This window comes from Nocardia sp. NPDC051052, from assembly GCF_044456045.1.
Lineage (GTDB): Bacteria > Actinomycetota > Actinomycetes > Mycobacteriales > Mycobacteriaceae > Nocardia.
The window spans coordinates 455615-468115 of record NZ_JBITFL010000007.1 but is presented as its reverse complement, the minus strand read 5'-3'; the positions used below and the strand labels follow the sequence as shown (position 1 = coordinate 468115).

General features: G+C 64.3%; 10 protein-coding genes and 1 pseudogene. 4 read left to right on the top strand and 7 right to left on the bottom strand.

Annotation, left to right across the window (positions count from 1 at the left end; translation table 11 throughout):
- Window positions 1–327: 327 nt before the first annotated feature.
- From ACIBCN_RS26650 to ACIBCN_RS26635, 4 genes are all read right to left on the bottom strand, one after another.
- Complete coding sequence (locus tag ACIBCN_RS26650) at window positions 328–1422, bottom strand: hypothetical protein (RefSeq protein WP_396994370.1); 1095 nt, start codon at window positions 1420–1422, stop codon at window positions 328–330.
- A gap of 899 nt (window positions 1423–2321) precedes the next feature.
- Window positions 2322–2651, bottom strand: a complete 330-nt coding sequence (locus ACIBCN_RS26645; protein WP_396994369.1) for a DUF1048 domain-containing protein — start codon at window positions 2649–2651, stop codon at window positions 2322–2324.
- A 1-nt stretch (window position 2652) separates the two neighbouring features.
- On the bottom strand, window positions 2653–3009 hold the full coding sequence (locus ACIBCN_RS26640; RefSeq protein WP_396994368.1) for a DUF1048 domain-containing protein: 357 nt from the start codon (window positions 3007–3009) through the stop codon (window positions 2653–2655).
- Window positions 3009–3332: a PadR family transcriptional regulator gene (locus ACIBCN_RS26635; protein ID WP_396994367.1), complete on the bottom strand. Its 324-nt coding sequence runs from the start codon at window positions 3330–3332 to the stop codon at window positions 3009–3011. The genes ACIBCN_RS26640 and ACIBCN_RS26635 overlap by 1 nt, the downstream gene beginning before the upstream one ends.
- Window positions 3333–3471: 139 nt before the next feature.
- Between ACIBCN_RS26635 and ACIBCN_RS26630 the strand changes: the two genes are divergently transcribed.
- Entirely contained in the window at window positions 3472–3735 is a 264-nt protein-coding gene (locus tag ACIBCN_RS26630) for a MerR family transcriptional regulator (protein WP_396994366.1), read from the top strand.
- A 121-nt stretch (window positions 3736–3856) separates the two neighbouring features.
- Window positions 3857–3976 carry an Imm49 family immunity protein gene (locus tag ACIBCN_RS26625; protein WP_396994402.1) on the top strand — a complete coding sequence of 40 codons (120 nt, stop codon included), beginning with the start codon at window positions 3857–3859 and terminating at the stop codon, window positions 3974–3976.
- A gap of 387 nt (window positions 3977–4363) precedes the next feature.
- Here the strand turns inward: ACIBCN_RS26625 and ACIBCN_RS26620 are convergent.
- The 3 genes and pseudogenes from ACIBCN_RS26620 to ACIBCN_RS26610 all read right to left on the bottom strand — a co-directional run.
- Window positions 4364–5194: pseudogene (locus tag ACIBCN_RS26620) on the bottom strand (transposase); the annotation flags it as partial.
- Window positions 5195–5595: 401 nt separating this feature from the next.
- Window positions 5596–8148: a DUF6301 family protein gene (locus ACIBCN_RS26615; protein ID WP_396994365.1), complete on the bottom strand. Its 2553-nt coding sequence runs from the start codon at window positions 8146–8148 to the stop codon at window positions 5596–5598.
- A gap of 808 nt (window positions 8149–8956) precedes the next feature.
- Entirely contained in the window at window positions 8957–9592 is a 636-nt protein-coding gene (locus tag ACIBCN_RS26610; RefSeq protein WP_396994364.1) for a class I SAM-dependent methyltransferase, read from the bottom strand.
- A gap of 634 nt (window positions 9593–10226) precedes the next feature.
- Between ACIBCN_RS26610 and ACIBCN_RS26605 the strand changes: the two genes are divergently transcribed.
- Both ACIBCN_RS26605 and ACIBCN_RS26600 read left to right on the top strand, forming a co-directional pair.
- Window positions 10227–11354, top strand: coding sequence for an FAD-dependent monooxygenase (locus ACIBCN_RS26605; protein WP_396994363.1), 1128 nt, complete (start codon window positions 10227–10229; stop codon window positions 11352–11354).
- Window positions 11355–11378: 24 nt separating this feature from the next.
- Window positions 11379–12500: an alpha/beta hydrolase family protein gene (locus ACIBCN_RS26600; protein ID WP_396994362.1), complete on the top strand. Its 1122-nt coding sequence runs from the start codon at window positions 11379–11381 to the stop codon at window positions 12498–12500.
- Window position 12501 lies beyond the last annotated feature (1 nt).

The following is a 12501-nucleotide window of genomic DNA, read 5'->3' as shown; positions in this document are numbered from 1 at the left end:
AAGGCACCGCTACTTCGAGCTTTGGGCAAACCCCTCTTAAGCCATTCCCGGCACGGTGCCCGGTAAGAAGCAAGCCATGTGAGAGCCACACCAATAACGCAGGTGGGCAGCCGATTACCGAGCATCTCACCGGGCACCTGGACCCGATCCTGGCCGGGATCAGGTCCTACCGCCAGTGTTAAGTAGCCGATTACCGGATGGGTCGAGTCGTCCGTAGCCGGCTTCTGCCGTGTGCGGTCGGGCTGTGGCCCTGTGCCCGGAACGCGGCCGCCCACTCCCACCCTGGGGACGGGATAGCGGGCGGGGGATTTCCGGGCGCCGAACGTGTCAGGCGAGCCGGTCCGGTTCGGCTTCCTCTGGTGTGCCGGGGCTTACGAACGACGCCGTGATCGTCGTCCCGCGCCCTGTGACCTTATGGCCATTGGCTCTGACCCAGGCTCTCAACGCGCTCATTTCCGGACTGTAACCCTGTGTCCAGCGGCCATACCGCACGCTTTCAACGCCCATCCTGTGTCCGGTGAGAAGCTGCGAGAGCTGTTCGAACTGGGTCGGTGTCACAAAGGCCAAGTAGTAGTCTCGGCCGGAATCCAGCGCCGCCAAGACAGTACCGAGGGCAAAGGCGTGCTCACCGATCTCTTCGAGGAACGCTTGGATGTAACCGACACGATCGTCCTCGCCGTGCTCGGCGTCGAACGCGGCGACCCAATCCCAGGGCAACGCCGCGGGATAGGAGCTCAGCGATGTCAACCGCTCGCGGACGGACCGGGGATCGGCCTCGCGGGAGATGACCGCGATACCCGCGATCCCTGCTGGAGATTCGGCGTCGCGACACGATTCGGCCGCACCAGCGGTGAGGAGTGCCCGTTGTTGCGCCATGAGGGCCCGCACGCTGAACTCGAAATCCGGTTGCTGGCGGGCATAGTCGTGATCGTAGGCCGCAGCTTGCGAGGTCTGGCGTACTACACGGTCCGGCTCGGGCGGGGCGGGCCAGAACTGCAGCAGGTAACGGTCCAGTAGTGGCTCATCGTCGAGTCTGACGTCCTTCTCCCGTGCCTGGTCCATGCCCTGCGCGCAGTACCGCACCCGATAGTCGATCCCTTCTTCCAAGTCCAGTGCCCAGTGGGCCTCGCCTGCCCACTGCGCCAGGAAGCTTTGATCCGAGACCGAGTAGAAGGAGACCTCCACGACGTCTTCCCATGCCGGGTCCAGCGGGGGAGCCTGGTCGTGCACCTCGACGGTGAAGCCGACCTTGCCGCTGTGCAGCCCGGTGCACAGGAAGAGCTTGCCGGGTACCGCGGCGCCGCACAGTCCTGAACTCTGGCCGGCGAACGCCTCGTGCATGCGCGGGGCGATGCCGCCGGGGACACTCTCGACATAGATCTGGCAGTAGGAGACACCGACCTCGCGCTCTAGCTTGAACACTTCTCACACCGCCCCAGCCGACGAGAGCCGGCCATCAGCCGACAGCGCGATGCGCAGCACAGGGCCAGATGAGTGAGGAGCGTTCAGCTCAGTGGGATCGGTGCCGACCACCGCGCGGGCGACAGGGTCGGCCGCGGTGTGGTGTGGTCTGGTTCGGGAACAGCTCATGCACGGCAGCGTAGAGAAGCCCACTGACACGGTGACTCCCAAACCCTTGCGGCATGAACTGCGCTGATGCGCTGCGCAAGCACTCTGAGTCTCGGCTTCGAACGCACTGCAATGCCGAGTGCGGACTGTTTCTCCGCTAGCGATCCGATAGCCGCACAATATCTTTCGACTGTCGTTAGCCTCAGCGAGCGAGCCCAGCCAGACGGCCGATCTCGACAACCTGATCAGCTTTTCGTATTCAGGGGGCGCTCGGTCAGGAGTGCCACGGCTAACGGTCGAACTCGATTGCGTTGAGTAACAACCTGATTGGATAGAGATCGACATGACAACAGAAGGCGCCTCGAGCGCTGAACATCCCGATCGAACATTCGGCTATGAGGATGGCGGCACGGCGTTCACGGGAGTCCTCGCGCAGCCGGAACAGCGATGGTGGCGGTCGACACCGGCAACGATGACTACGTGATCGGGTTCGCCCCCAAGGGTTCTCCGCAACTGAGGAAGGCGCGGCGACGGCGACGGTGGGTCACTGCGGTCCGGCGCGGCACGTTCACCTGAGGGCAGCTTGGAGAGTATTTGCGCTGTGGCTGTACGAAGGCAATAGCTCCGCACCGAACCCGCTGGCTCCCACCATGGAATGTCGCGTTTCGATCATGGCGCGCGAATCCCCGCTGCCCGCACTGAAGGTCGAGCCCCTCCGCCACCAATAGTGAAGAGCCCCAGCCTTCCTGAACTCAGGTGCCCTTGCTGCCGCGCTTCCGCTCGAGAACAGATTCCTGATAGCGGTCGGCGTAGGTCGATGCGTCTTTGATCAGGTCGTCGCAGAACGCCGCGACGTCATCGCCGACGATTTCCATGACCCCCTTGCCAGATGCGACTCCCTCCTCGAAGAAGTCGACGATGCCGGAGAGCAAGGTTCCGTCTTCCAGCCCGATCGGACCGACCTTGAAGAAATATTTCTGAATCTCGTTGTAGACGATCTGATAATCGGGCGGCAGTGCTTTCACGCGCGCGGTATGGGCTCGCCACTGCTTCTTACCTTCGATGATGTCGCGAATTCCCACTTTATTCTCCTAGCCGACCTAGTTTCCGTGCAACATTTTTATTCAGCTGGTCGCGCCACTTGTCGCGATAACTCTTGGCTCCCCCTTCGCCGGCCACCGCCGCGCAGAAACCTTTGATGTCATCGCCCAGTGCCTCGTGGACACCCTGGCCTTCCGACGCTGTTCCCTCCAATAGCCCGAGGGCGCCGTCGAGGATCGGCATCAAATTGCGACCGGTAAAGTCCCCATGAGGTAACAGATGGATCTTGATCTCTTCCCAGGCCGCTCTATACTCGGCCGGGAGGATCGCGGCTCGAGCGTCGAAAGCCTTGCATTCCCTGGTCAGATCGCTGCCGGTGATTGTCTCCCAGAAATTCATCACTTACTTTCCTTCAGCTCATTGATGCGTGCTGAGACGTAATCCCACTTCGCCCAGAAGGTGGCGAGCTCGGCACGTCCGGCGTCGTTGAGTGTGTAGAACTTGCGCGGCGGACCGACTCCGGAAGGTCGCTTCGAAACATCGACCAGTCCGTTCTTCTCCAATCGCAGCAGTATGGCGTACACCGTCCCTTCGATGACGTCTGTGAAACCAAGGTCATTCAGCTGGCGCGTGATGGCGTACCCGTATGTCTCATCAGTGTCGATGATCTTCAGGACGCACCCTTCGAGCGTGCCCTTCAGCATCTCGGTCAAGTTGTCCATAACGCAACCCCTTCGATCGGACCACGCTATTCAGTGGTAATGACTACCACTAGACTGTAACACATAGTAGTGAGTTTTGCGTGACGGTACTCAGTGATACAGTCTACCAGTAGTCATTAGCGCTGAGTAGCGGGACGGGATGAGGCTCATGGTGCAGGACGGGTTCACGATCGACCAGGCGGCGGCCTTCGCCGGCATCACGGAAACGATGGTGCGGGATTACCACCAGCACGGACTGGTCGAGGAACCCGCGTCCGACAGCTCCGGCACGCGCCGATACCGATCCCCGGAGTTGTTGCGGCTGGTGCAGGTTCGGGTGCTGGCCGGGGCGGGCGTACCGCTGGCCGAGATCAGAGATCTCCTCGACTACCTCTGCCACATCGAGCGCGTCCTCGAAGAGTGAGGCAGGCCGACTCGGCGCATCAGACAACCCGCCGGTCGCGGTCTTCCACGCGTTGATCTTCAAAGACTCCGCCGACTTCCACGAGGCATTCGCGGAAGCGCTGGAATCGCCTCATTTGTAAATGGACATCAACGATCTGGCGGGCGTGATCGCCCTCCCGCTGCTGGCTCTTGCGTGCATCGCCGTCGACGCCTGGGTCCCCGTGGAGGTGACCTCTGGTTACATCCCGAAACATCGGTGAACGGCGGCTGGGTAGGCGAATTCGACATCTGAGACTCGATTGCGAGCGAGACGTCCTGTATTGGCACCCCTTTAGGTCAAGACCCCGCAGAGGTTTCGGGGTTAGCCTGTTGGGTGGGTCCGGGTTGTGGCTCATCCGAAGGATCGGTGTGTGGGTTGGAGCCGGTCGCGCTGGAGTCAAGAGTCGCCCCCGATTGCCCTCCCGGGCCCGCCAACGCCCTGCCGCTGATCTGCGAGCATCCGCGCGTAGACGACGTTCGACAGTCTGCGCTCGAGCGCGCGCAACGCCTCCATCGACGTTTTCCCGCCGACCCTGCGGGTGTCGTAGTAGACCCTGCCAGCGGTGTGGTGGCGTAGCTGAACGACGGCCATGATGTGGGAGGACCCGGTTGATTTTGCGGTTGCCGGCGCCGGAGAGTCTATGGCGTTGTTGCTCGCCGGAGGACGCATCCAACGGGGCGGTGCCGTTCCAAGACGCGAATCGGTCCCGGTTGCCGAAGCGGTGGATGCCGGCGGTGTCAGCCAAAAGCCTTGCCGCGCTGGAAGCTCCGATGCCGTACAACTCCATAAGCGACGAGCCGCGGTCGGTGACGAGTTGGCGCAGCTCCTTGTCCGCGGCTCTGATCCTGCTGTCGATGGTCTCGAGGTCTTCGATCAATTCCACCGCCAATCGCTGTTGGATCGTGGTGACCGGATCGGTCGCGGTGATCGTGGCGATCAGCTCGCGGGCTTGGCGGCTGGACAGAAATTTCTTGGCGCCACCGGGAATCAATTCCAGCAGTATCCGGTGCAGACGGTTCAGGGTGTCGGTGCGAGCGTGGCCGAGCCCGTCGCGGCGGTCGGCCAGCATGCCCAACGCGATCAGCTCCGGACCGGCGTCGACGCGGCGCAGATTCGGTGAATGCAAGGCCGCCAGCGCCACCGAGTGTGCGTCGACCGGATCGGTTTTGCGGCCGTTGCCTGTTGCGAAGACTCGCACCTGCGCGGAGAGTTTGGCGGGGACGTCGATGACGGTTTCCCCGTCGTGGACCAGGCGATGCGCGATATGGCGGCCGACGCCGTTGCACCCTTCGATTGCCCAGATACGGTCAGCGAATCGTTGTCCAGCGGTGAGCATTTCGGTGTAGCCGAGGGTTTCAGTGGCGTATCGGCCGGTGGCCACTGCGCGGCCGGTGGAGTCGATGGCTTCAATAGTGGCAGAGCGCTTGTGTGGATCCATTCCGATGATGACGGTCATCGCTGTGGCCTCCCGTGGTCTGCGAATATGTGGTGTCCGCGCCGGGAGGGCATTGCTAGTTCGAGCGTGGGGCAGTCCCCTTTCGAGCCACTCCGGCACGGTACCCGGTGGGAGGCAAGCATCGCCCGAGAAGGCTCCGCCCTCAGTTCCCCGTGATCGCTTGTCCAACAACGTATTACCGACAATTGAGCCTCGATGACTGTGCACCTCCGGGTCGGGACTTACGGACATATGCATCGCCGCGCACTCCGTCACCAGGATCGGTTACGACGCAGTCAGCCGGATGCACCCTCATACCGAAGAGCGCGCATACGAACGGATACGCACTTCTGTCGAGTTGAGCGGGTCCAATTCCGCGGTGTCGACGATGCTTTGCTTGCGATCTATCCGACGTCGGTGAAGATCGCATCGAGCGCGCGTCGACAAGCCCGGCACAGTTCGATGTCGGCGGGCACGCTTCCGCGACGGCGTCGGGGTCGGGCGAGTTCGGCCGATAGCAGGGGTGCGGCGGCCGCGGCGGGCGGGCCGATCTCGGCGAAGCATTCGGCGGCTCCGGTCAGCCAGTGGGCCCGACGGCGGCGGTTGGGGTCGGTGACGATCTCGATGTCGGTGCGGGTGCTGAGCTCGAGCAGCGCGATGATCGTCGGCTCGGGTGCAGCGGTGACCCGCCACAGCGCGGTGGCGGCGCCGGTCGTCGTCCACGGGTCCACGTCCAGTTCGATGAGCCGTTGTAGCGCCGGAACACAGTCGGCCGCCGCGAATCCCAAGTCGGCGACTGCCGTTAGGGCTTGCGCGCGAAGATCCTGAGCGGGAAAATTCTCGCCCACCTCGGCCAGCGCCTCGGGTAATTGCCGCAGTGCCGGGCCGGGGTCACCGGTGCAGCGCCACAGGGTGATCGCGGCGCTCAGGCGAACGTCGAGCTGGTCGTGGTCGAGGTAGGACCGGACCGTTTTGATCGTGGATCGTGCCGCCACGCCGAACTGTCCAAGCACCTCGACCAAATCACCGTTGCGGTCGTTCATGATGCCGGCGACATCGGTCGCGGCCGATGCGGCGGGTTCGCCGATGTGTCCGAGAGCGCCCGCCAATTCGCAGGACCGGAAATCCATATCGCCGTCTCGATGAGTGTGCGTGTGGATCATCCGTTCCCGGATCAGTGGAACCAGCTCGATCGCGTGGGCGCCCAGGGGAGCCAGGATGTCGTCGAGTCGACATGGTGTCGGGTCGACTTCGAGTGCCCACCGCACCGCGGGCACCGCGCGCGGGTCACCGGTGTGTGCGGCGGCGCGCAGCATCGGTCCCGGTTTGTTCATGCTGGGCGTGTCGGGGTGCAGTGACAGCCAAGGCAACTCTGTGTGCAGGGAGAAGGGCGTGTCGACGGTCCACTCGGTGGGCCGGCCCAAGCGGTCGAGGTTTTCGAGAATGCGGTCGGCCACTGGCGCGGCGGCCGTGCCGAGATCGGCCAGTGCATCGGCTGCTCCCTTCCACAGTTGCGCCTCTGCCAACTGCTCGGCGATTGGCTCGAGGAGGTGGAAGTAGTCCGTGCGCCAAGTGCTGATCAGGTCCCCGGCCAGTTCGCGGGCGAGACCACGGCCATCCAAATTGTCGACGGTGAACAGACTTTCGACCAGTGCGAGTTGCTCATCGGGGCGAGCATCCAGGCGTTCGTACACGGCTCGGGTCGGCTTGATCCAGCGTGGGAATGCCGTTGCGTCCTGAGCCGAGTTCGATTCCGACGCCTCCCGCACCGCACCCAGCACGGTCGATTCCACACGTCCCGGCAGAGCTTGCGGGTCGGCGACGAGCAGATGGCTCAACGCGGTCAGTCGTTCGATCGGATCGGCTGCACTCCAGAGCATTTCGGTGAAGCGGTCGGCGAGTCGTAGGCGTGTGGCGTGTGCGGGCCAGTGCAGCGAGATCACGTCCAGGAATCCCAGTATCCGGGTCCTGATCTTCGGCTCGGTCTCGGCTCGGGCATGGGTCAGCAACGCGGGGACTACCGTCTCCCACTCCTCGGTGCATACCGAGAGCGCGTCGAGGACAGCGATCCTTACCTCGGCGTCGGGATCGTCGAGCAGGGGATGTAAGCCGGGTAGCGCGCGGCCGATGGCCCGGCGGACCTCATGACGGTTGGCCGGCTCGGTATCGGGGGCCAATTCGGTATCCGACCAGAGCGCAAACGGTGGTGTCGCGTACTCGTCGCGGCCCGCGGTTGTGGTGACAAGCCGTAGCAGCCGCAGTTGGTCCGGCCAGCCCGGCCGGAGCGCCAAATCGAGGAGACCGGGCGCGCATAGTGCCGCGAGTCGCCCGTCGTCGGGTTGGTCACCGAGCTCGTCGGGCTCATCGTCGGGGCCCGGTACCTCCGGATTCAGGCGGCGCTCGAGGCGGTCGAGACCGTAGTCGCGTTCCTCGGCGTCCTCGGAGGCGGCCTGCGCCAACATCACGGCAGGGTCCTCGCTATCGCTCCACCCTTCGATTTTGTCGCACCATTTCTGGTAGGCATGACTGCTCAAACCCACCCGAACCGACGTAGCGCTGATCATCACCGTGACCACCAGAACAGGAAGCTCCCAACGCCGGCCGCGGGTCGGCTCGATCCAACGATCCGTCGGCTGGCCGAGCGATTCGGATATCTGTTGCACGAGCGCATCGAGGATCTCGTCCAGCTCCTCTGGATCGAGGGCCGAATCGCTGGCAGCGAAGGAGAACTCGTTGAGCCCGCGCTCGGAGTCGAAGGTGGTGCCGGTGATGTCGAGCCACACATCGGGACAATCGACTTCAAGATCGGTCGTTGCTGTGGGGAACAGCTCGTCGAAATCGTGGACCTGCCAGCCGACCCGGTCACAGAACACCGGCAGATCGCCGGCGCTCCACGTCCAGTCGAATTCCGCGGCCGCACACACCATCTGGGCAGCGCGTTCGATATCTGCTCGCATTATGCAGAGCCCTTCCGCGTAATCAGCGAGGCGGTTCGGTCGCCTGCCGAGGGCATAGCGCGCACCACGATGTCGCGGAGGTGTTCTTCGACAGCGCCGAGTTGTGTGATGCAGTCATCGATATTCACTGGTCGTCAGTAACTTTCCGTTCGGTGCAGCGTCCATGCGTGACTTGAATCTGCCACAGCCCTCCGACAGGCCTGATCGATTCCCTGCCTTCCAGATAGCCTGGATTGCCGAGAAGTGGACGACCTACCTGGACCGGCGCCTCAGCGGCCCACTTCTATTGGGAACTGGCTCATTCCGGGGCCTCCATGGCCGGATCCCTCGATGTCACCCCGGGCTGGGCCATCTTCAACCGGGACCCGCCCTGGCTGCCCCGAACCATGCCCACGGGACGGCGGAAGATCAACTGTCCGTGTCTATCTGAGGCGCCCGAGCACACAGCTCAGCTCGTCTGGCGTCCCGGTTCAAGCAGATGGAATCGACAGATCACGACCGTCGAGCACTTCGAACCCGGTCACCGATCTTGCCGCGAGGTCGAAATTCAGCAAGACAACAGTTTCGCCAGCACGTTCTAGCTAAATGCCTCCCGTGCTGGTCGAGGCGCGGGAACTGAACCGCCGTCATAGCCGAGCGATACAGCCAAGGCTTGCAAGAGATCTCAGTCTGCTCCCGGAGATCAAACCAGCATCCCACCGGGCACCTGGATCAGATCCTGGCCGGGATCTGATCTGACACCAGTCTCTAACTAGCCGAATTGCGGACGGCCCTTACAGGCGCCGCACCGTCAGGGCCTAGCGAGTGCTTACGACGCAAGAATGATGCCGCCGAGTTTGCTCTCGGCAGAGGTGAGAGTCCTGTGCGCCCGAATAGTGAAGCCCGCATCGTTGAGCCATGTGCTGACTTGGCTGAGCTGGCGGAGGTGAACGTAGAGCTTCATCGAGTGCCCGCCGTAGCCATGAGTCTTCAGCCGTGATTCGTCTCCGATGTGGAAACCGAGCAACAGCGGTCCGCCGGGGCGCAGCACTCGCCGGAAGTGCGTGAGGACGGAACTGATCTGGTCGTCGGGGATGTGAATCAGCGAGTACCACGCGACCAGACCGACTAGCGAGGAATCGGCGAGGGCGAGGTCCGTCATGGAGCCGACTTCGAAACGTAGGTCCGGGTAATCACGCTGGGCCACCTCGATCATCCCGGGCGACAGGTCGATTCCGAATGCGTCCACGCCGAGTTGGTGGAGGTGAGCCGTGATCCGCCCTGTTCCACACCCCACGTCCGCAACGAGCCCTCCGCCCTGAGCGTGGATTGAGTCGGCGAATGAGGCGAAAGCTGCGCGCTCTACAGGTGTTTCGTTCAGGAAGTGACGGGTCAGGTCCGCGTAGGTGGAGGCGACGGCGTCGTAGGACGTCCTCGTGTCTTCCAGCCATCCATTAGCCTTCATGAACGCAGGTTACCTGCGGAGTCGTCCACGGCGGGGAGGCGTTCAGCCTGGGATCAGTTGCCTCGCAAGGAATCCCTGACTCCTCATGCTGTGCGTGGGTGTTGTTAGAGAGTGGGAACGATCGGCTGCGCTCGTTGGAGCTCCGCGGCTCGCGCCCTGAAGGGTGCTGAGGCCTCCGCTCATGGCCTTGGGCGGGCGGCAGCCAGCGCAAGCAGACGCAGCACTCTCATGCCGCTGAGCGTGCGTTCGATGGACGAGATCGGTTGTGTCTCAGGACATCCGGTAATGCCGCGGTGTATCTCCGGTCGGGTGCCACCGCCCTGGGGGCCAGCAGAGTCCGGCCGCCGAGGCCCGCTCCAACGATGGCAATAGTTGGTCTGGTCATACTGCGGTAGCCCGACGACCAGACAGACGGGCTCACGGACTTCGTACGGCGATTGGGCTATCTGCTGGACGGGCTGGCCCGTCCCTTCTTCCCGACCGGCACCTGACGTCCGGCGGCTTTCGGGGTGCTACGGCAACGATGTTCGTCCGAACCGTGTGCCGGGAGCGGATGATTACCGCCCGATCCGGATAAAGCGAGTGCCGGAAGTCTCCTAATGTTCCTGCGAAATCGGGTGCACAGGAGGCGAATATGGATAGTCATCGCGGTTCGCGGTCGGCTGTGATCGTGGGTGCGGGCGTTGCCGGTCTGACGGCGGCCATTGCGCTGGCGCGCACGGGGTGGCGGGTCGAGATCGCCGAAGCCGCTTCGGACCGGTCGACCGCGGGATGGGGCCTGTGCCTGACCGGTCCGTCGCTGCGCGCGCTCGATGAGCTGGGCCTGGCCGAGGCGTGTCTGGCCGCGGGCTACGGGATGAGCGCGATCACCCATGTGGACGTCGAGGGCATGGCTGCCGATCAGGTGGAGCTGCCGCGGCTGATCGGGGCGCAGCGACCGGCGATGGTCGGCATCGCCCGTCCCGAACTGCACCGCATCCTGCACGCGGAGGCTGAGCGGTGCGGGGCGGTGATACACCACGGCATGACCGTGACGGCGGTGGAGCAGGCAGCTGACCGGGTCGATGTGCGGCTGTCGGACGGCACGGAACGCCGGGTCGCCCTGCTGGTGGGTGCGGATGGGATCCGCTCGTCGGTGCGGGACCTGCTCGGTCTCCGGACCTCGATCGACTACCTCGGCCAGATGGTGTGGCGAGCGCTGGTGCCGCGCCCGGCGTGGGCCACCGGTATTCACCAGTTCGCTGGGAAGGTCGATACCGCTGGGCTCGTGCCCATCTCGGAGGGCCGGGCGTATGTGTTCCTGACCGAGAACGGGGTGTCGCCGAGTGTCGTGCCCGCCGCCGAACTCGCCCAGCGACTGGCCGAGCTGCTGACGGTCTTTCCGGGGCGGGTCGCGCAGCTGCGACCCCTGGTGTCCGCGTCCGACTCGGTCGTGCGCCGCCCGGTCCAGACGGCCTTGCTGACCGGCGCTTGGCACCGCGGGCACGGTGTTGTGATCGGCGATGCCGCGCACGCACCGGCCCCGCAGATGGCGAGCGGCGCAGCGCTTGCCATCGAGGACGGCTTGGTGCTGGCCCGGGAGTTGGCACGTCATGCGACGGTCGGCGCCGGGCTGGCGGCGTTTGTCGACCGGCGCGTAGCGCGGTGCCGTGCGCTGGTGCAGACCTCGGTGACGATTGCCGCCTTGGAGCAGGAGCAGCGGCACAACGAGGCATATCCGCTGGTCGATGCCGGTCACCGGCAGCTGGCCGAACTCGCGTAATCCGACCCGTGCAAGGAGACATAGATGCCCACCACCGCAACTACCCGAACCCTGCCCGACGCGCAGCAGTGGCTGCGTGAACATCTCGAGCGGCGGAAGAACCCCTTCAACGCCATCGATCACGATGCCGCCGCGCGGCAGATCGAAACACTCCCCGGTATCGATCCCGAATCCTGGGCGGGACACTGGCTGGCGGGGGCGGAGGATTTCGCGACCAGGGCGCGTGCGGCCGAGGATCGCGGCGCCCGCGAGCAGGCACTGGAGAACTGGTGGCAGGCATACCAATTCGCGTTCCTGGGCCGCTATCCATCCCCAGTGCACCCGGCCAAACTCCACGCCTACGACCGGGTGGTGGAGTACTTCGGGCGGGTGTCCGCGCTCGAGCACATCCCGGTCCAGCACGTCGAGGTGCCCTTCGACGGACGTGCCGGTGAGGGCGATGTGGTGCGGTTCTTCGTGGCCCGCCCGCCCGGCGCGGCGGTGCGCTCGCCGGTGGTCCTGATGTGGGGCGGGATCGATGTGTGGAAGGAGGAAACCTATGCGCGCGGCCGGATGCTGCGCGAGCGCGGGTTCGCGACCCTGCACATCGACAAACCCGGCGTGGGGCAGTCACCGGTGCACGCTGGCCGCGACGCCGAGCGGCAGTGGGATCCCGTCTTCACGTGGCTGCGCGAACAGGACGACCTGGACTCCGAACGGGTAGCGGCACTGGGACTTTCGTTCGGCGGCTACTGGGCGATGAAGCTCGCCCACACCCACCGCGAGCAGCTGGCGGCCGCAGTCAACTGGGGTGGCGGCATTCACCTGACGTTTCAGCCCGAATGGCAGGAGCGCAGCAGCAACGCCTCGTCCTATCTGATGGATCTCATGCCGGCCAGGGCACGCATATTCGGCGGCAACACATTTGAGGATTACGTCGCCCGTTGCCCGGAGCTGTCGCTGCTCGATCAGGGCGTCCTGGATCGCCCCTCGTGCCCGCTGCTACTGGTCAATGGCAAGAACGATCTCCAAAATGCTTCGGCGGATCTGTATTTGGCGCTCGAGCACGGAGCGCCCAAGACGGCCCGGATGTTCCCCGGCGGCCACATGGGCGAGGGCCCCGTACTTCCCACGGTCGTCGACTGGCTGACCGAGCGACTCAACTGAC